The organism is Bosea sp. ANAM02, assembly GCF_011764485.1.
In the GTDB taxonomy this organism is placed as follows: Bacteria; Pseudomonadota; Alphaproteobacteria; order Rhizobiales; family Beijerinckiaceae; genus Allobosea.
Genome location: NZ_AP022848.1, coordinates 1 through 19,223, shown reverse-complemented (window position 1 = coordinate 19,223; position 19,223 = coordinate 1). Strand labels below are relative to the sequence as shown.

Annotated in this window: 14 protein-coding genes; 3 read left to right on the top strand and 11 right to left on the bottom strand. The window is 64.4% G+C overall.

Annotated features, from left to right (window positions below; all coding sequences use genetic code 11):
* Positions 1 to 25: 25 nt before the first annotated feature.
* The 4 genes from OCUBac02_RS00070 to OCUBac02_RS00055 all read right to left on the bottom strand — a co-directional run bounded on the left by OCUBac02_RS00070 (position 26) and on the right by OCUBac02_RS00055 (position 3,519).
* Entirely contained in the window at positions 26 to 379 is a 354-nt protein-coding gene (locus OCUBac02_RS00070; RefSeq protein ID WP_244639037.1) for a DUF6634 family protein, read from the bottom strand.
* Entirely contained in the window at positions 376 to 597 is a 222-nt protein-coding gene (locus OCUBac02_RS00065) for a hypothetical protein (protein WP_173042975.1), read from the bottom strand. The genes OCUBac02_RS00070 and OCUBac02_RS00065 overlap by 4 nt, the downstream gene beginning before the upstream one ends.
* Positions 594 to 2,672 (bottom strand): AAA family ATPase, encoded by a 2,079-nt coding sequence (locus OCUBac02_RS00060; protein WP_173042974.1) that lies wholly within the window; start codon positions 2,670 to 2,672, stop codon positions 594 to 596. Before OCUBac02_RS00060 ends, OCUBac02_RS00065 begins: the two co-directional genes overlap by 4 nt.
* Before the next feature lie 475 nt (positions 2,673 to 3,147).
* A complete protein-coding gene (locus OCUBac02_RS00055) occupies positions 3,148 to 3,519 on the bottom strand; it encodes a transcriptional regulator (RefSeq protein ID WP_173042973.1) in 372 nt (123 codons plus the stop codon).
* Between the two features lie 354 nt (positions 3,520 to 3,873).
* Between OCUBac02_RS00055 and OCUBac02_RS00050 the strand changes: the two genes are divergently transcribed.
* The 3 genes from OCUBac02_RS00050 to OCUBac02_RS00040 are packed head-to-tail and all read left to right on the top strand — an operon-like array spanning position 3,874 to position 8,524.
* Positions 3,874 to 4,593, top strand: a complete 720-nt coding sequence (locus OCUBac02_RS00050; RefSeq protein WP_244639036.1) for a hypothetical protein — start codon at positions 3,874 to 3,876, stop codon at positions 4,591 to 4,593.
* Complete coding sequence (locus OCUBac02_RS00045) at positions 4,590 to 6,560, top strand: coiled-coil domain-containing protein (protein WP_173042972.1); 1,971 nt, start codon at positions 4,590 to 4,592, stop codon at positions 6,558 to 6,560. The genes OCUBac02_RS00050 and OCUBac02_RS00045 overlap by 4 nt, the downstream gene beginning before the upstream one ends.
* Positions 6,561 to 6,571: 11 nt before the next feature.
* Entirely contained in the window at positions 6,572 to 8,524 is a 1,953-nt protein-coding gene (locus tag OCUBac02_RS00040; protein ID WP_173042971.1) for a hypothetical protein, read from the top strand.
* 310 nt (positions 8,525 to 8,834) lie between these two features.
* Here the strand turns inward: OCUBac02_RS00040 and gyrB are convergent, their stop codons facing one another.
* From gyrB to dnaA, 7 genes are all read right to left on the bottom strand, one after another.
* The gene (gene gyrB, locus OCUBac02_RS00035; protein ID WP_173042970.1) at positions 8,835 to 11,273 is read right to left on the bottom strand and encodes a DNA topoisomerase (ATP-hydrolyzing) subunit B; all 2,439 of its coding nucleotides are present in this window, start codon (positions 11,271 to 11,273) and stop codon (positions 8,835 to 8,837) included.
* Between the two features lie 264 nt (positions 11,274 to 11,537).
* Positions 11,538 to 13,376, bottom strand: coding sequence for a DNA helicase RecQ (gene recQ, locus OCUBac02_RS00030; protein WP_047573760.1), 1,839 nt, complete (start codon positions 13,374 to 13,376; stop codon positions 11,538 to 11,540).
* A 200-nt stretch (positions 13,377 to 13,576) separates the two neighbouring features.
* Positions 13,577 to 13,930 (bottom strand): hypothetical protein, encoded by a 354-nt coding sequence (locus OCUBac02_RS00025; RefSeq protein WP_173042969.1) that lies wholly within the window; start codon positions 13,928 to 13,930, stop codon positions 13,577 to 13,579.
* A 6-nt stretch (positions 13,931 to 13,936) separates the two neighbouring features.
* Entirely contained in the window at positions 13,937 to 14,551 is a 615-nt protein-coding gene (locus OCUBac02_RS00020) for a LysE family translocator (protein ID WP_173042968.1), read from the bottom strand.
* Positions 14,552 to 14,777: 226 nt separating this feature from the next.
* On the bottom strand, positions 14,778 to 15,905 hold the full coding sequence (gene recF, locus OCUBac02_RS00015; RefSeq protein WP_173042967.1) for a DNA replication/repair protein RecF: 1,128 nt from the start codon (positions 15,903 to 15,905) through the stop codon (positions 14,778 to 14,780).
* Positions 15,906 to 16,152: 247 nt separating this feature from the next.
* Positions 16,153 to 17,268, bottom strand: coding sequence for a DNA polymerase III subunit beta (dnaN, locus tag OCUBac02_RS00010; protein ID WP_047580428.1), 1,116 nt, complete (start codon positions 17,266 to 17,268; stop codon positions 16,153 to 16,155).
* Between the two features lie 334 nt (positions 17,269 to 17,602).
* Positions 17,603 to 19,123 carry a chromosomal replication initiator protein DnaA gene (gene dnaA, locus OCUBac02_RS00005; protein WP_244639035.1) on the bottom strand — a complete coding sequence of 507 codons (1,521 nt, stop codon included), beginning with the start codon at positions 19,121 to 19,123 and terminating at the stop codon, positions 17,603 to 17,605.
* Positions 19,124 to 19,223 lie beyond the last annotated feature (100 nt).

Sequence of the window (19,223 nt, the reverse complement as noted above, 5' to 3'; positions counted from 1 at the left end):
TCCAAACGGCGGTCTGCCGGCGCCATCAGTGCCTAGCGATTGGTCGGCTACGATCGGTGCGAACCGCGACGACCGCACGCTTCCCCAGTCGATACCAGCGGCTCACGGTTCGAGCGATCGAGCAATCCGGGCTCATCCAGATCAGCATGCTGGTGCTGATGAACCTGTCGCCGAGAATGGGATGTCCGGTCGCATCGCCAACCAAGATCATGGTCCCGGTTTCCGTATCCTCGGCGGGGATCCAATCTTCGAGAAGCACAGCGTCCTTGAGTTCGGACGGGCCAGGGCGCCAGCCCTCGATAAGCCGTGTCAAATCTGCCCGCGCGCGAGCCAGCCGTTCACAGGCCTGTTCCATGGAAGCCTCGATGTCCGGGGTCATTGTTCGATCTGGTTGGAGCAGGGCGCAGAGCCTGCCTCGGGAGTTGCGATGCAGACCAGTCTTCGCAGCCGCTCCGCCTCTGCTCTCTTCTGAACAACGCTCGTCAGCGCAATGACGGCTTCCAGGCGCGGGACATCCAGCTGCGCAGCAAGATCTGCAACAGCCTCGAGGAGAGCTATCGAAGGATGATCGATCTGGTCGTTGACGATCGGCATCATGCGGCCTCCGGTGCGGGATCCTCTACGGTGACAGCGTGATTGGGCGGTTCATCGCGGATCGTGCCCACGATGGCGCGAATATCGGCGCCCGACAGATACCCTCGACTGTTGAGCGCATTTGCCAGCGTCATCAGGGCTCGCTTCTGCGCCACTAATACCGCCGTCGCACGCTCGTCTCCCTCCAACAGGTGCTGTTTGACCGCGAGGAACAGAGCCGGTGAGATCGCGGCTGCTTCGCGATCATCGACGTACACCGGCCCCATCTGCCCGAGGCCTGATTGGGTTTCCACGAGAACCGCTAAGCGCGTCGCCTTCGCCAAATCCGATGATGCGGACATGCCTGCGCCGATCGACATTTGACCCAGCGCCACGCGCTCTGCGGCGCGACCAGCGAGGAGCATTGCTATGTGGTTTTGGAGGTAATCGAGCGTGAGGCTCCCCGTCATATCGGTACGGATGTCGATGCCACCGCCCGCAGCATGCACGGACGCACCCACTACGGTTCCGACGCCTAGCACCAGTCCGACAAGCGCGTGGCCTGCTTCGTGAACAGCAATCAGATTTCGGTCCTGGGCCGACAGTGGGGGATGCCGGGACGCAATCTCGGCTAGGAGACAATCGACGCTGAGTTCACGCTTCGCTCGGCGGGCCGTCCCCTTCGCGCGCTGCACAATCGCTTCGACATCAGCTCCGGTGGCGCCCTTGGCCGGCAGCGCCAACTGCATCAAGTCAGCGTCCGCCAACGTTTCGGGCCCAAGGTGAAATCTGAAAATCTGGGCAAGGTCGTCGGCGCTCGGCTTCGATATTTCGATAACACGATCAAGTCGGCCCGAGCGCTTGACAGCTGCATCGACCCGGTCAGGGAAGTTTGTGGCGGCGATGACCACCACACCCGGTCTTTGATCGATTCCAGCCAGCTGTTCGAGCAGCAAGTTGACGATCTGCGACCAGTACTCGACGTACTCGCCACGCAGCATGGCGCGATCGGAGATGCCATCTATCTCGTCGATCAGCAGGATGCATGGCGCCTGCTGACGAGCGCGCTGGAACACTTCGCGGATAGCCTGAAGGGTGCCGGAAAGATGCGAAGCCGCGTTCCATTGCGCGACCGAGGTTGCAATCAGCGGAACGCCCGCAGATTTCGCCAGTGCCTTCCCGAACTGCGTCTTCCCGGTTCCAGGGGCACCCGTCAGAAGCAGGCCCTTATGGTCGATCTCGGCCCATGAAAGCCGGCCGGATTTCAGTTCTGCAAGGTCGGCTGCAAGTTCGAGGCCCCAAATCTTCGCCTCACCGTAGCCGGCAAGGTCTTCCAGACGTGGTCCTGAAACCGGGTCCTGGGCCTTCGACCGAACAACGTGCTGCAACGAAGCGATGCAGTCGTCGGCCGTCATCCGACCGCGAAGCATCAGCGGTAGATCCTCGATGCCGACCTGTCGAAATGTCTCCTCGTCAAGCGGGGTGGTGGGGGCCTCGCCGGTCAGGAACTCGATCAGCAAGGCCAGTGCGCTCGTGTCAAGCACCGGAAGGCGGAGCCGATGCTCTGCGGTGCGGAGAAGTGCGCTGGGCAGATAGAGGTCCGGATCGGGTGCGATGCCAACGATTGGCAGGCGGTTCTGCAGGGCTATCGAGATGGCGCGGTTGCCCTTGTCCGGGCGGTGATCCTTCCGCGCACCATCGCGGGCGATCACGACTGCGGCGTCGCTCTTGCGCACGAAGAGATCGTCACCCTCGATCTCGATTAGCTTGGAGCCGTATGGGAAAACACAGAGGGAGAAAATCTCCTTCACCGTCTCGACGAGCGGCGGTGAGTTAGTCGCAATCGTGATGATAGGCGAACCTCGCCGCAATCTCTTCGACAAGCCGGGCTCGGCTTCGATTGCCCGTGCGGCCAATATCGCGATGGCCGCGAGATCCGGTCGAACCAGGTGCGAGAGGCTACCTCGCTGCGGGACGTCCTCGTCATCGTTGATGACGAAGCGTGAGTGTAGTTCCTGCCGGTCCTTCTCCTTCTCGATCAGTATGTTGAGATAGGCGCGAGCCAGACTATCGGACTCATGGGGTGTGTATGCAGACATGCGCGCTCCTCCGGCTGCTGCCCGGAATTGTGCAATCGCGTTTGAGACTACTGAGCGCTCTCAGGCTTGGTTTGCTAAAGCCAAAAGCGTTTCAGGAAGGCAGCTGAGCTCGTCAAACTCCTCATCGAGAAGTTCATTCGTGTGCCCAAGGCACGAACTCATGCGGGTCACCGACCTCAAGCAGCTTGCGCCGCTGAACTCGATCTTGCGCGATCTAATACCGAATCCCACAGACAAAACGGACGCCGAAATCCCGCGTCCGGCTCGCTGATTGCGGCGCCGTGAAGCCATACGGATCTCCAATACGTGAGCTATAGGCCAATCGCAGCGGCGGGTCGGCCTGACGTTCGAAGTCGGTTCGGGAGTCGAGCTGGGGCGACCGGTCTATGGGAGGTCACCTGATCAGGGCGCGGTCGGGCTCAGGCACCACGCATGAAGATCATTATATCAATGATAAAATGCTATCGGTAAATATTTAACGATTATGGTTAACGGACGCCTCTTGCCGTCTCGTCGAGCGTGAAGCAGCAGCAGCATCCGCCAGCGACTGATGAACGATCACGCCGATTGCTTTTTCTCCCAGCACGAACTGGGCGCCAGCCTTCTCCAGAGCAGACCGGATGCGACCGACGATCGGAGACTGGGGTTCGAGGAAGCCATTTTCGTAATCGTTGATCGTCTTTCGGGAAACGTCTGCCTTGCTCCATAGCCACGCCTGAGAGACGCCCAAGAGCGATCTAGCGGCTTGGCACAGGTAACCGGGCAATTGTGCGTCTGCGCTCATGGGCTGCATACGGTCGGGCTGAAGATCTCCTGGCTCCTCGGCAGATTGGTAGAACAACTTCATAGCGCTGCTGCGGCGCCAGGCTGGCTCCTCGGATCTGCCGTCAATGCGCCCTCTTGGGCCGGAGTTTGCGCTTGGCCTATCGTGCAAGTTGCTGCCCTTGGCTTGCGCTCGCCCGATTTTTTAGGGCGCGATCGTTCCAAGATGCCAAAGCTCAGTCCTTACGTCGAGGCTGGAGCCGTAGAAGGACCGCGCGCCCAATCCTACTGCAGTGGACGGTCTTGGCCGAGCGGCTTCCCGTGGCGGCAACGAAGGACCGCGGTCTCAATCCTGAATTGCGCTTTTGTCGCATAGATTCCTCTGGGTATTACCCTCTAGGTTGGCGCAACTGGATGCTGGGGGGATCATCCGCTTTGAATGCCTTCTTTTACGCTGCTCGAACTGGCAGGCCGGATAATGCCAGAGCAGGCTGACCACTCTGCCCCGTCAGGTTTCGGCGCAGCATTCAGCACCGATCGGAATATTCAGCAGATCGGGTTTCATCACCGCGATGCCATCCGCCTGCTGTTCATCCTTGTGGTCGGCAGTGAGGAGACTGAAGACGGCGAGCGCATTTTTCGCGGCGAGAAGCGCGCGATGGCGATGGATTTCCTCGTACGATATCCAGACTATCTCGCTGACGAATTGCTCAACCGATACGAGCGTGAGAGGGACCTCGCCAGCCTCCAGGCCGCGAGGCAGATATTCGAGCGGGACGAGCCGGATGTCCGTACCGTTGCGATGGTTCGCTGGCGCCGGGGTGCATTCCAGAACATCGAGATGCCACTCTCGATCCTAACGGCTCATGGGCTTGTCCGCGCGCTGAAGCAAACGGCAGGGCACAAACGTCACGATTTCATCGTGACACAGGCCGCGTTGGCATTCGTCGCGAAGATCGAACGCGAACAACCGACTCTGACTTGGTATCGCGATCGCGTGCAGTTGGTCATGACGCTCGCGGGCTTCCGCAGCGGTTCCAGCCTGAAGGACGATCAGTACCTCCATCCTGAATATCGCGGCGCGCCTCACGGCACCGAAATCCCGTCGATCAAGGGACGCGTCCTCACCAGGCTCGATTCCTTAAGGTGGCGCGGATGAATCATCAGGTCACAGCAGCGGACTGGGTTGACGCCATTGCCGACAAGTCCTCGCTTCCTGCCAGCACGGTGCAGGAGACCCTCGACCGATATGGCATCGAGCCGCAATCGACGCTGCCGCGACGGAAGCATTTGCGTATCCGGTCGGTCAGACTTCAGGGCGTCAAGGAAGGAACAGCCGAGAACGGTCCCTTCGACAGCACGTTCCGCTTCGGACAGGGCTTGTGGGCTATTCTGTCGGATCAAAACTCGCGCGGAAAATCCACACTGCTCGGCGTGATCCAAGGTGGCATACGCGGAGATCTGCCTGACCGCGTGAAGCCTGACATCTGGCGTTGGTTGAGCCATGTCGAGGTGGTCTTCCAGGCCAACGAGATCGGGCATCGGCTAGTCATCAGCAAGAAATCTGGCGACGAGCGAAGGGAGGGGCAGGCGCAGTTTGCTCGCGAAGAGGGTGAAACCTGGTTCCCGCTATACGAGGGACCAATAGGCGATCCGCTTGAGCGGGCTATGGAAGATGCAATGCTGGCGGAGTTCGGCTTTGCAAGATTCCATGCTCACAATGACCGGGACGGGAGCCATACCCATGGCTGGCCGGCGATCGCCGCCGCACTTTTTGTCAATGGACCAGGAAAGGCGATCTTTGGAGAGGTCCTGATCGACGCGATCCCGCTGCGGCTCCTGCAGATGTTCATGGGACTTCCATGGGTCAGCACCTACACGGCAGCGTCGACGGCACTGAAGCGAGTTCGAGCTAGCAAATCCGAACGTGCGCCGCTCAACAAGGGCCTCATGGACAGGTTGGCGGCGCGCCTCAAAACGGTGGAGGACGCGCTAGAGGAGAAGCGCGGCCAGGTTCGGCCGGATATCGATCGCAGTGCCATCCGGGCCCAGATCCTCGTCCTGGACGGAGAGCTGATTGGGCTCCGACAGGCGGCGGAACGCGCTCGGGATCAGTGCGCGAACCAGGACAGGCAATGGCAGGGCGCCAAGGCGCTCCTGGCGGAAACGAGGCGATCTTTGCAGCAGCTGACGGATGACCGGAATGCCGGGCTAGTTTTCCGCTCATTGCGGCCGGTCTGCTGCCCATCCTGCGACGCCGGCATCGATTTGAATCGCCATGAGAGCGCAAGCAAAGAAGCGATTTGCGCGCTGTGCGGCACCGAAGACCGTGACCAGGAAGATGAAAGCGGCATTCGCATCAGCGATCTCGAAGACGATGTGAAGGATGCCACGTCCCAGGTCGATCTTTTGAAGGATGCCTTCGACCAAGCGAAAGACAACGAGAAGGCGGCTGTTCAGGCTGTTTCGACGGCCGCGGGTAGGCTGAAGTTGCTGGAAAAGGACCTGTCATCTGAGGCTGAGGCCGATCTCGAACTGGAGATTCGCGGCCTGGAAGCACAGAAAGCCGAGCTCCAGGGTCTTATAGCGGGTGAGGATGAGGTCGAGCCTGACCCAAGCGACAAAACTGCTGACGACGAGGTCGTCTTGAAAGCTGCGGAAGAGATCACCAAGGAGCTCTACGATGGCCTGGCTCGCGACATTCTTCGGGAGGTGTCTGAAGAGATCACACGCCTATCCAAGCTGTTCGGCGTGCAAAATCTCGAAAGCATGGAATGGGGCACTGGCGGAGCGCTTCGCATCATCCAAGGCGCTACGCAGACGAGCTTCGGCAAACTTTCGCCTGGTGAAAACCTGCGCGTGAGAATTGCGGCCGCGCTGGCGATCATAGAGGTTTCGCGCCGCCGCATGTATGGTCGCCACCCGGGACTTCTTATCCTCGATAGCCCGGCTTCTCAGGAAATGAGCCCCGGTGATTTTGCGACCCTCCTGTCCTCCGTACAGGAGGCAATCGAGAATGCCGACGACATCCAGATCATAGTCGGCGCTGTCGCTCGTCCGCAGCTGCTCCAGGTTGTCCCTCGCGACCATACAACCCACGCTCAAGACCAACGATTCCTCTTCTGACGGCCGCGACCGTGGCAACCGACGCTCTCCTTGACGGGCTTCTGATCGCAGGAGCCCGGTTCGACTTCGGCAACTCCTCGGCCGACGATGTCGCATTGGCGTTGAGTGCGCGTACCGGCAAGGTGGAGGAGGCGGAGCTGTTCGCGGCTCTCGCATCCCACCCTCGCGCCGACCTGACAGAGAAGGCTTTGCTGACAGCAATCCAGATGACTGACGTTCTCCCCATGATGGAGATCGCGTCATGGCTTGGTCGTGGAGGGCTGATCGCTCCATCTAGCCGCAAGGCGGTCGGCGAGGCCTTTCGAAAGCGCGCGGCGAATGTGTCGGATCACTACGGGGTGCGCTCGCAGGCACTCAAGGCGGCAATGATCCTCGCCCAAAGCGAAGCCGGATTGAGGTTGCGCCTGCAAGCCGATCTCATCAGCCTCGAAGCAACCGATGACGGCAACTATCTGCGCCATGCAGCGCGTATCGCAGGCGCAATCCACGCACACACCCCCCTTGAGGAATTGAGGGAGCTCCTGACGCGTCTCGTGAACGTCGAGGAGGCGATGGACGAAGCGCTTTTCGAACTTGGCCTCGACGCTCTTCGTGCTGGCATGGAGGCAACGACTCCGGAAGCCGCCCTATCGGGATTTAGTCAGGCGCAACTCTTCTTCGAGCGCGCGGAACAGGCCTCCGAGAGCCGCATTGATGCCAAGCTCTACAGAAGCTGCCTCGACGTGCTGGTCGATTTCCACACTGGTCAGGATGGCGATCTGGCCACCTACGTCGATGCGATCCAGCATGCCGCGTTCGAGTACGCGGCCTATCTGATGCGATCAGATCGCGATGCGGAGACGGGCTCATGGCTGTCGGTCAAGGATAGCGAGCGCGTCCACTGGTCGTCGCTCGCGCTGCGGCTTGAAAGCTTGGTGAGCAAGCTGTCCCGCTCCGCCTGGATCAGCATTGCTGCCACCTTGGAGGACGAGCTCCTTTCGATCTACACCGCCAGTCGGAGCATGTTTCGACGGAACACTGCTGGCGGCCTCGAGGAGTTGCTGCGGCCGCGGATCGTCGGCAGCATGCAAAAGGAGCTCCGCTCTCTCGATATTCTGGAACTATGGATCGCCGAGAACTCGTCGTCTGACTTGCTGCCGGATGCAGACGCGCTCCGAGAGCTGGTCACCCGCGCCCGAGAAGACCTCGTTTCACACCGCCCTTCGGGGGCGGTGGTCGGCAGCTCACCGACCGCCGCCATCATTGAGCGCCTTCCGGCGAGCGAACAGGCGACGATCGTTGCGCGGATCGAGGCGGACGCCCTATCGATCTTGAATGAGACAGCATCCCGGAGCTGCATTGAGGTTCTGGAGGCCGCAACCGCCGGGCTCATGGAGAATGGCGACTACGCAAAGCACGAGGACGCTCGGAGGTTCTTTGACGTAGTCCTACTGCATACGACCCGCTTCCTCGTCGCGCGTCACGATTTAAGTGTCGCGACCTTTCCCTTGGTTGCCTACCTGTTCAACCGCAACACAGATAACCCTCCGCTGGAAGCAGATCTCCAGCACGACTTCATCAATTTCCTCATGGGCTCGGCGCTTGCGCAGATTTGCATCCCAGAAGCGAGGGATTTGGGCGGAGGGCGGGTCGATGTCCTGTTCACATTCCGGTGGATGAAAACCACCGCCGAGCTCAAACGATCGTTCCCCAAACGGTCATCGGATCAGCTCGTCGACGAGTACGGACCCCAAGCGATCGCTTATCAGAGCACCAATGTCAGCTTTGCCATTCTGATGGTGCTCGAACTTTTCGACAGGAAGGGCGCCCAGCCCGACATCCGGGATCAGATCTCAGTTCACCATCGAACCGTGGCGGACAGTTCGATCGAGAAGACGGTCGTGCTGTTCCGCGTCCAGGGCAAGCGTCACACACCGTCCGACCTGGGCAAGTCGGCTTTGACGGCGCCGGTGGCGTCCGCTTAGACCCTGTACCTTAGGAACATCAACAACGCCCGCTTCGCCAATTGCTAGCGGTTTTGCTGAGCAATCGAAGATTCGCAAACGCAGCAAGCTCTCCAATCAAAAAAGCGGAGTCCGAAGGGTTTCCCCGGCCTCCGCTGAACTATGCGTTGGATAATTTTCGCCGCCCACTCGATCCCATGGTTGTCGCAATTTAACCTTCGCCGATTGAAGGGGTTGAGCATCGGCTTGAGTCATGGTTCTGTGATCATCGAGTCACGGTTCTACTGTGTAGAGTCACTCTTTACTGTGAAATAACATCATGCGATGACGGTCAGATATCGACCGTCGCGTTCAGCGCATTGGTCTGGATGAACTCGCGCCGCGGCTCGACCACATCACCCATCAGCTTGACGAAGAGATCGTCGGCTTCGTCGTTCTGGTCGTTCTTGACGCGCAGCAGCGAGCGCACGTCGCGGTCGAGCGTCGTCTCCCAGAGCTGGTCCGGATTCATCTCGCCGAGGCCTTTGTAGCGCTGCAGCGAGACGCCCTTCTTGCCGATGGCAGAGACCGCGTCGAACAGGTCGCTCGGGCCGTTGACGGTGAAGTCGTCGCCTTTGCGCGCGAGCACGCCGGGCTTGGCATAGGCTTCCTGAAGCGAGGCCGCCGCCGCGTGAAGCTTGCGGGCTTCCGCACTGGCGAGCAGGCCGGCATCGATCGTCGCCGCCTGCTTCACGCCGCGGATCATCCGCGAGAACACGAAGCCGCCCTCGCTGACCTTGCCCTCCCAGCCGCGCTCGAGCTCGTCCGAGACCGCGTCGAGCCGGCGGGCGATCGTAGCCGCCGCCTCGGTCGCCTTGGCTTCGTCATCCTCGCTGATCGGGTGCAGCACGCCGGCGATCGCCATCTGCTCGACGATGCGGCGGTCATAGCGCGAATGGAGCTGGGCCAGCGCGTTGCGGACGTTGCGGGCTTCTTCGATCAGGGCACGCAGGTCGGCGCCGCCGCGCTCGACGCCCTCGCTGGTGCGGAAGGTGGCGCCGTCCAGCGTCGAGTCGACGAGGTATTCCTCCAGCGCCCGCTCGTCCTTGAGATAGACATGGCTCTTGCCGCGGCTCGCCTTGTAGAGAGGCGGCTGGGCAATGAAGAGATGGCCGGCATCGATCAATTCCGGCATCTGCCGGTAGAAGAAGGTCAGCAGCAGGGTCCGGATATGGGCGCCGTCGACGTCGGCGTCGGTCATGATGATGATCTTGTGGTAACGCAGCTTGGCGAGATTGAAGCCGCCTTGCTCCGCATCCGCCCGGCCGATGCCGGCGCCGAGCGCCGTAATCAGCGTTCCCACCTGATCCGACGAGAGCATCTTGTCGAAGCGCGCGCGCTCGACGTTCAGAATCTTGCCGCGCAGGGGCAGCACGGCCTGGTATTCGCGGGCGCGGCCCTGCTTGGCGGAGCCGCCGGCCGAGTCACCCTCGACGATGAAGAGTTCGGACTTGGCGGGGTCGCGCTCCTGGCAATCGGCCAGCTTGCCCGGGAGCGAGGCGATATCGAGCGCGCCCTTGCGGCGGGTGAGATCGCGCGCCTTGCGGGCGGCCTCGCGGGCGGCGGCGGCTTCCGCCACCTTGCCGACGATGGTCCTTGCCTCGCCCGGATGCTCCTCCAGCCATTCCGACAGCGCCTGGTTGACGACGTTCTCGACGACCGGGCGGACTTCGGACGAGACCAGCTTGTCCTTGGTCTGCGAGGAGAACTTCGGATCGGGCACCTTGACCGAGACGATCGCGGTCAGGCCCTCGCGGCAATCGTCGCCGGTGAGCGAGACCTTCTCCTTCTTGGAGATGCCGGAGCTTTCGGCATAGCCGGTGATCTGGCGCGTAAGCGCGGCGCGGAAGCCAGCGAGATGGGTGCCGCCGTCGCGCTGCGGGATGTTGTTGGTGAAGCAGAGCACGTTCTCGTGGTAGCTGTCGTTCCACCACAGCGCGACATCGACTGTGATGCCGTCCTTCTCCGAGGTCAGCATGATCGGCTTCTCGATCACGGCCGACTTGGCCCGGTCGAGATAGCGCACGAAGGCCTCGACGCCGCCCTCGTACATCAGCTCCTCGCGCACGATTTCGGCATGGCGCGCATCGGTCAGGATGATGCGCACGCCCGAGTTCAGGAAGGCGAGCTCGCGCAGGCGGTGCTCCAGCGTCTTGTAGTCGAACTCCACCATGGTGAAGGTCTCCTGCGAGGGCAGGAAGGTCACCTCGGTGCCGCGCTTGTCGCCCTGCGGGCCGACGACGGCGAGCGGGGCGACCGCGTCGCCGTGGCGGAACTCCATGTAGTGCTCGCTGCCGCCGCGCCAGATGCGCAGCTTGAGCGAGACCGAGAGCGCGTTGACGACGGAGACGCCGACGCCGTGCAGGCCGCCCGAGACCTTGTAGGAGTTCTGGTCGAACTTACCGCCGGCATGGAGCTGGGTCATGATGACCTCGGCCGCCGAGATGCCTTCCTCGCTGTGGATATCGGTGGGGATGCCGCGTCCGTTGTCGCTGACGGTGACCGATCCGTCGGCATTCAGCGTCACCGTGACGAGGTCGGCATGGCCGGCGAGCGCCTCGTCGATCGCGTTGTCGACGACCTCGTAGACCATGTGATGCAGGCCGGAGCCGTCATCGGTGTCGCCGATATACATGCCGGGCCGCTTGCGCACCGCGTCCAGGCCCTTGAGAACCTTGATGGAATCGGCGCCGTAGTCTTCGGGCTGGGCGCTGAGGGCGGCGTCGGTCATGAAATGGTTCCTGAGCGGGCGAGCGAGCGCCCGCGATGATCCTGATTCGAAACGACAATATAGGGTGAGACGATGGCTTTTTCACGCGCCTACGCGTGCGTGCGCGTGGAGGCGTGTTCTGTCGCCGTCTTCCCAGCTTGCCGTCATGCTCGGGCTTGACCCGAGCATCTCATGCCGATGGAGGCTCCGGTCTCCTTCCGGGGCGAGATTCTCGGGTCTGCGCTTCGCTGCGCCCGAGAATGACGGCTGCAGAAGGCAGCCCGCCTACCCCCGGAACTCCGAGATCGCCTCGACGAAGGCCTCGCCGTACTGCGCGAGCTTGCGCTCGCCGACGCCTTCGATCGCCCGCATCTCCTCCAGCCCGAGCGGCCGCTCGCGCGCCATCGCGATCAGGGTCCGGTCGGTGAAGATGATATAGGCCGCGACGCCCTCCTCGCGGGCGATCTGGAGCCGGAGCTTGCGCAGATGCTCGAACAGGCCGGCCGTGCCCTCGTCGAGCCCGTCGGCGCGGGCCGCATCGCGCTCGGAACGGCGGGAGCGCCGCTCCGCGAAGGGATCGGCCCTGAGCGCGATCTCCTCGCGGCCGAACAGGATGTCCTCGCCCTTGGGCGTCAGGCGGAAGCCGCCATGCTCGACGCTGGCCTCGGCGAGCGCGCCGGCCGCGAAGAGCTTGCGCGTCAGCCCCATCCAGGCGGCCTTCGGCTTGTCGGCGCCGACGCCGAAAGTCTTCAGGCCGTCATGGTTCTGGCGGCGGATGACCTCGGTCGTGGTCCCGGTGAGGATATCGGCGAGATGGCCGGCGCCGAAGCGCTCGCCGGAGCGGATCACTGCCGAGAGCAGCTTGCGCGCATCGAGCGTCGCGTCCTGCAGGGCCGGCGCCTCGGTGCCGCAGAGATCGCAGCGGAACGGCGCGTTGCCATGCCGGCAGGGCGGCGTCTCCTCGCCGAAATAGGCGAGCAGCGCGCTGCGCCGGCACAAAGCGTTCTCGCAGAGATCGATCATCGCGTTGAGGCGCTTGTGCTCGATGCGCCGGCGCTCGTCGTCGATCTGCTTCTCGTCGATCTGGCGGCGCCGGAGCGACATGTCGTCGACGCCGTAGAGGGTCAACGTATCCGCGGGCAGCCCGTCGCGCCCGGCGCGGCCGATCTCCTGGTAATAGCCCTCGATCGAGCCGGGCATGTCGGCATGGACGACGAAGCGGACATCCGGCTTGTTGATGCCCATGCCGAAGGCGATGGTGGCGCAGACGACGACGCCGTCCTCCTGCAGGAAGATGTCCTGGTTGCGGTTGCGCGTCTCCTGTTCGAGCCCGGCATGATAGGGCAGGGCGTTCCAGCCCTTCTCGCTGAGTGCCGTGGCGAGGCGCTCGGTCTTGCTGCGCGACGAGCAGTAGACGATGCCGGAGCCGTTGCGGTGGCGGCGCAGGAAATCGTCGATCTGGCGGCGCGGCTGCTCCTTCGGCGCGAAGGCGAGCTTCAGGTTCGGCCGGTCGAAGGAATGCACCACCATCCGCGGCGGCTGCGGGAACAATTGCTGGGCGATATCGGCCTGGGTCTGCCGGTCGGCGGTGGCGGTCAGCGCCGTGACGGGCACGCCGCCCAAAGCCTCGCGCGTCTTGGCGAGGAGACGATATTCCGGGCGGAAATCATGCCCCCATTGCGAGACGCAATGCGCCTCGTCGATGGCGAGCCGGGTCACGCCGAGGCGCTTCAGACGCGACACCAGGCCCTCGCCCGCCAGACGCTCGGGCGAGACGAAGAGCAGGCGCAAATCGCCGGAATTCAGCTTGTCCCAGGCCTGCGCCGCCTCGTCCTCGGTATTCATCGAGTTGAGCGAGGCGGCCGGGACGCCGGCCCGGACGAGCTGGCCGACCTGGTCGCGCATCAGGGCGATCAGCGGCGAGACGACCAGCGTCAGTCCGCCCGCGACCAGCGCCGGGAGCTGGTAGCACATCGACTTGCCGGAGCCGGTCGGCATCACCGCGAAGACATCCTCGCCGGCGAGCGCGGCCGCGATCACCTCCCACTGGCCGGGGCGGAAATCGTCATAGCCCCAGACCGATTTGAGAATCGCGCGGGCGTCTGATTCGCGGGATGGCGACATGGACAAGGGGTGTGCCGCAGCCGGCGGCGCTTGGCCAGCCTTTAGAGCCCAAGGCCTGTATCGATGTCCCTCGGAAACACGCGGCCATCCCGGGCCTGACCCGGGATCCATTCCGGAACGCTGCCGATCGAGGTTCAGGCATGGATCCCGGATCTCCGCTGCGCTGCGTCCGGGATGACGGCGCGGAGGTTTGACGGGTTTCAGATGCTGATGGCCAGCAGATGAACCACCGCGGTCACCGCGAAAACTGCCGCGATCAGCTTCGACGGCCAGGGTTTGAGGTCGAACCAGATGAATTGCAGCGTAAGCCGTAAGCCCCAGAAGGCGGCCCCCACCAACGGCAGAACGGGATGCACATTGCCCTGCCCGGCCTGCCAGATCAGGGTCGCGCCATAGGCGAGGAAGACGAAGATCAGCATCGCGTTGAGCGTCTGCGTGATCGCCGTGTTCAGGCTGCCCGAGGGCGCGAGCCGCTCCGGCCAGCCGAACAGCTTTCGGAACGCGGCATGGAACAGCGCGAAGCCGAGATCGATGAGTCCCGCCGCCAGCGCCAAGACCGTTCAGCTCCGCGTCGCGATCGCGGCGGCAGCGCCCGCCATCACGCCGCCGGTCGCGCGGTTGATCCAGCGCATCGCGCGCGGGCTCGCGACGAGCCGCCGCGCCCGGTCGGCCGCATAGGCATAGGCCATCAGCGTCCCCGTGATGATCGGGGCGATCAGCGCGGCGACCTCGACGAAGGCGAGCGTGCTCATCGCGTTGAGATCGATGACCAGCGGCAGGATCGACAGGAAGAAGACCATGACCTTGGGATTGCCGAGCGTCAGCGCGATGCCGCCGAGGAAAAGGCGCATGCCTTCGCCGCGCGCGGCGGTCGACGGCTTCGGTGCCTCGGCCGGAGCTGTCCAGGCCTTCCAGGTGAGATAGAGCAGATAGGCGCAGCCGGCATATTTGATCGCGACGAAGACGCCGTGGAAGCTCTGCATCAGCACGCTCAGGCCCAGCGCCGTGAGCGTGAACCAGACGAGATCGCCCGCGACGATGCCGGCGAGGAAGGGCAGCGAACGCCGGAAACCCGAGGACAGCGAGCGCGCGACCAGGGCCGCGATCGCCGGGCCGGGCGAGGCGACGGCGAGGAAATAAACGCCGGCGAACAGGGCAAGGCTGGCGATGTCCATGCGGGACTCCCAATATCTGGAGCGTGCTGATTCTGCGCGGAACCACATCGTCATCCCGGGCTTGACCCGGGATCCATGCCGGAGCACTTCCGAAGAAGGCTCAGGCCTGGATCCCGGATCTCCGCTTCGCTCCGTCCGGGATGACGGCGTGGTTCCCGCGTAAAATCCGGCAGAGTTTAGCAGCAACAGGCTGGTTCCGTCCCATCGCAAGCCGTGGCCTGACCGATCAATCGAGCGGATCGATCCGCCCCGGCGTGACCGCGAAGCGCTGCGCGCCGGCCGGCAGGTCGCCGAACAGGGCGGCGTCGGCCCCGGTCATCCAGACCTGGCAGCCGAGCCCGGTCAGCCCCTCGTAGAGCGCCCCACGCCGACGCGGATCGAGATGGGCGGCGATCTCGTCGAGCAGAACGAGCGGGGCGATGCCGCTCATCGCCGCGACCAGCCTGGCATGGGCGAGGACGAGCCCGATCAAGAGCGCCTTCTGCTCGCCGGTCGAGCCCTGGCCTGCGGGTATGTCCTTCGGTCCGTGCCGGACCTCCAGATCGGAGGCCTGTGGCCCCGCGAGCGTGCGCCCGGCTGCGCGGTCGCGCTGGCGGCCCTGGCGCAGCAGGTCGCGATAGGCGTCCTCGGCATCGACAGCCGGCAGGCGCGCGACCAGCGCGTCGATCTCGCCGGAGAGCGCGATATCGGCGAAGGGGAAGGGCGAGGTCTCGTCGCGCGTCTCGGCGATGATGGCGGAGAGCCGCGCCACGGTCTCGGCCCGGGCTGCCGCGACCGCGACGCCGAGCTCGGCGACCTCGCGCTCGACCGCGTCGAGCCATTGGCTCTGATGGGGGCTCTCCTCGAGGATGCGGTTGCGCGAGCGCAAGGCACGTTCCAGCGCGTTCGAGCGCGCGGCATGGCTCGGGTCGATCGCCAGCACGAGCCGGTCGAGGAAGCGGCGCCGGTCGCCGGCAGCGCTCCGGAACAGCCCGTCGAGATCGGGCGTCAGCCAGACCACGCGCAGATAATCGCTGAAGGCAAGCGCCGAGCCGACAGTGGCGCCGTCGATGCGGGCGAGCCTTGGCCGGCGCCCTTCCGGGTCGAGCGGTCCCAGCCCGATGCCGAGCCGGCCCGCCTCGTCGGCGAGCGTGATCGAGGCGGCGAAGGAGCCGTCGCCGCCCTGCCGGGCCATCGCCGTGATCTCGGCGCGGCGTAAGCCCCGCCCCGGCGTGAACAGCGAGAGCGCTTCGAGGATATTGGTCTTGCCGGCTCCGTTCTCGCCCGCCAGCGCAACGATCTGGCCCTCGACCGGGAGATCGAGGGCCTCGTAGGAACGGAAGTCCTGCAGGATCAGGCGCGCAACGGCCGTCACGGAACGGACAACTCCTCCGGGCCGATGCGATCCGGCCGCGTTACGGTCTTGGCGGAACCTCCGCCGTCATTCCGGGGCGGGCCGAAGGCACGAGCCCGGAACCCAGAACCGATGCCCTCCGATGAAAATGCTGACTCCTTACCGCCCTCTCCGCTAGCGTCAGCGGTTCTGGGTTCCGGGCTCAAGCGCTGTGCGCTTGCCCCGGAATGACGGCAGAGTTCCGTCAGAGAACGACAGATGCGCCCGATCAGACGCGCATCGGCATCAGCACATAGAGCGCGGAGGCCCCTTCGCGATCCTGGATCACGGTCGGCGACCCCGGATCGGCGAGCTTGAGCAGGGCGGTGTCGCCGTCGAGCTGCGCGGCGATATCCATCAGGTAGCGGGCGTTGAAGCCGATATCGAGCGGGCTCGCCTCGTAATCGACCTCGATCTCCTCGGTCGCCGAGCCCGAATCCGGGTTTGTGACGGAGAGCGTCATGCGCCCATCCGCCATCGAGAGCTTCACGGCGCGGCCGCGCTCCGACGAGATCGTCGAGACGCGGTCGACCGACGCGGCGAAATCGCCCTTGTCGACGGTCAGGCGCTTGTCGTTGCCGCTGGGAATGACGCGCTGGTAGTCCGGGAAGGTGCCGTCGATCAGCTTCGAGGTCAGCACGACGCTCGCGGTGGCGACGCGGATCTTCGAGCCGGAGAGCTCGACTGCGACCTCGCTCTCGCCGTCTTCCAGCAGTTTCTGGATCTCGGCGACCGCCTTGCGCGGCACGATCACGCCGGGCATGCCGACCGAGCCCTTCGGCGCGGCGGTGTCGACGCGGGCGAGACGGTGACCGTCGGTCGCGACGGCGCGCAGGACCGGGTGGCCATCGACATCGATCGTGTGCAGGTAGATGCCGTTGAGATAGTAGCGCGTCTCCTCGGTCGAGATCGCGAACTGGGTCTTGTCGATCAGGCGCTTGAGCTCGCCGGCCGGCAGCACGAAGCGATGCGCCATGTCGCCCGCGGTGATGTCCGGGAAATCGCTCTCGGGCAGGGTTTGGAGCTGGAAGCGCGAGCGGCCGGAGCGCAGCACGAGGCCGCTATCGCCGGTGGTCTCCAGCGAGACCTGTGCGCCGTCGGGCAGCTTGCGGACGATGTCGTAGAGGGTATGGGCCGGAACGGTCGTGGCGCCGGGCTCGGCCGCGTCCGCAGGGATCGTCTCCACCACCTCGATATCGAGATCGGTCGCCTTCAGCCGCAGGCCGGTCTCGGAGGCCGAGAGCAGCAGGTTCGACAGGATCGGGATCGTGTTGCGGCGCTCCACCACGCGATGGACGTGGCCGAGCGACTTGAGCAGCGTGGAACGTTCGACCGTGACCTTCATGATTGTCTAGTCTTCTGGCGCTGGCCGCCCGCGCATCGCTGCGCGAGCCGAATGAGTGGCCGGCGACATTGCCGGACGCCGGGCAGGCGCGCAAGGCCTGCCCACTCCGGCAACCACAACCATTTGACGGCGCAATCTTCTTCCAGCCGTCATGCTCGCCCTTGTGGCGAGCATCCACGTCTTGAACACGAGTTTCGACCAGCTCAGGCGTGGATGGTCGGGACAAGCCCGACCATGACGGAGAGCATCGTGTTCGTGGTCTCTGGGTGCTGGCCTGCGGCCTGCCCGGAACGACCGCGGGTTCGCGGACGAAATCAGCGCGCCTCTCGGCCGCTCACTCCTGCAGCATGCGCTTCAGCAGGTCGACCTCGTCATGCAGCGAGCGGTCCTCGCTGATCGCCTTCTCGATCTTGCGCACGGCGTGCAGCACCGTGGTGTGGTCGCGCCCGCCGAAACGGCGGCCGATCTCGGGCAGCGAGCGCGGCGTCAGCGCCTTCGACAGATACATCGCGATCTGGCGCGGCTTCACCACGGCCGCGGTACGGCGTTCCGAGAGAATGTCGGCGCGGCTGACATTGTAGCGCGTCGCGACGAGCTTCTGGATGTCCTCGATCTTGACGCGCCGCGGCTCGCGGGTGCGGACGAGGTCGCGGATCGCCGCTTCCGCCGTCTCCAGCGTCACGAGCTGGCCCGACAGCGTCGCATGGGCGAGCAGGCGGTTGGCGGCGCCGTCGAGATCGCGGCCATTGGTCGCGACGACGCGCGAGACATAGGCGACGACATCGGGGCTGACCTGGAAATTCGGATGCGCGGTCTGCAGCGCCTCAAGGCGGCTGGAGAGGATCGTCGCGCGCAACGCCTCGTCGAGTTCTCCCACTTCGACCACGAGCCCGCCGCCGAGCCGCGAGCGGATGCGCTCGTCGAGCGCTTCCAGTTCGCCTGCGAGCCGGTCGCCGGCGACGACGATCTGCTTGCCGGCGTCGAGCAAGGCGTTGATCGTGTGGCCGAATTCCTGCTGGATCGACTTGCCCTGGATGAACTGAACGTCGTCGACGACGAGCAGGTCGATGCCGCGCAGCTTCTCCTTGAAGGCGAGCGCCGTCTGCGATTTCAGCGCCGCGACGAAGCCGTACATGAAGCGGTCGGCGGTGAAATAGGCGACGCGCTTGCCCTGGCGGCGCGCTTCCTGGGCGATCGCCTGCAGGAGATGCGTCTTGCCGAGGCCGACGCCGGCATGGAGATAGAGCGGGTTATAGGGGCTCTGGCCGGCGGGTGCGGCGGCGATGCGCTCGGCCGCGGCGAAGGCGAGCTGGTTCGACTTGCCGACGACGAAGCTCTGGAAGCTCATGCGCCGGTCGAGCGCGGTACCGCAGGCATCGACGAGATCGTTCTCGCCGGCCTGGGGCAGGCTGACCGCGGCGGGACGGCCAGCCTCGGCCGGAGCGGGGCTCGCCACGGTCACGGGGCGGCTGCGCAAAGCCTCGATCTGCGGCTGGGCGGCGGGATCGCGCGACACGGTGCGCACCGAGAGCAGCACGCCGTTCGGTGCCGGCAGCTCGGCCATGCAGTTCACCCGCAGGCGCTCGGTATAATGCGCCTCGAGCCAGCTCTTCAGGAAGCGGGTGGGTACGGTGAGATAGGCGACGCCCTCGACGATGCCGGCGATCTCCAGCCGGCCGAACCAGCTCGAGAACACGTCCTCGCCGAGCTCCGCCCGCAGGCGCCGGCGCACGCGCTCCCAGGCGTCCTGGATCGAGACCTCCCCGCCCTGGACCACGGCGGTCTCTTCCGCGGCGATCGTCACCACCACCGGCGTCGTCTCGACCATGTCCCCGAAATCCTGCCGCTCGAACATCAATCGCCCCGTTCTTTGAAAATGCCCGCACTGAGAGCTCGGCGGCCGCTTCCTGACCGTCGTCCCGGTGCTTTTGTCTGGTCAAAATGGTTCCGGTCCC

Bases quoted from the DNA above. Each gene is read 5' to 3' on its own strand.
- OCUBac02_RS00045 (WP_173042972.1), top strand. From the start codon at position 4,590: ATGAATCATCAGGTCACAGCAGCGGACTGGGTTGACGCCATTGCCGAC.
- gyrB (WP_173042970.1), bottom strand. From the start codon at position 11,273: ATGACCGACGCCGCCCTCAGCGCCCAGCCCGAAGACTACGGCGCCGAT.
- OCUBac02_RS00055 (WP_173042973.1), bottom strand. From the start codon at position 3,519: ATGAAGTTGTTCTACCAATCTGCCGAGGAGCCAGGAGATCTTCAGCCC.
- OCUBac02_RS00050 (WP_244639036.1), top strand. From the start codon at position 3,874: ATGCCTTCTTTTACGCTGCTCGAACTGGCAGGCCGGATAATGCCAGAG.
- OCUBac02_RS00020 (WP_173042968.1), bottom strand. From the start codon at position 14,551: ATGGACATCGCCAGCCTTGCCCTGTTCGCCGGCGTTTATTTCCTCGCC.
- recQ (WP_047573760.1), bottom strand. From the start codon at position 13,376: ATGTCGCCATCCCGCGAATCAGACGCCCGCGCGATTCTCAAATCGGTC.
- dnaN (WP_047580428.1), bottom strand. From the start codon at position 17,268: ATGAAGGTCACGGTCGAACGTTCCACGCTGCTCAAGTCGCTCGGCCAC.
- dnaA (WP_244639035.1), bottom strand. From the start codon at position 19,123: ATGTTCGAGCGGCAGGATTTCGGGGACATGGTCGAGACGACGCCGGTG.
- OCUBac02_RS00070 (WP_244639037.1), bottom strand. From the start codon at position 379: ATGACCCCGGACATCGAGGCTTCCATGGAACAGGCCTGTGAACGGCTG.
- OCUBac02_RS00065 (WP_173042975.1), bottom strand. From the start codon at position 597: ATGATGCCGATCGTCAACGACCAGATCGATCATCCTTCGATAGCTCTC.
- OCUBac02_RS00060 (WP_173042974.1), bottom strand. From the start codon at position 2,672: ATGTCTGCATACACACCCCATGAGTCCGATAGTCTGGCTCGCGCCTAT.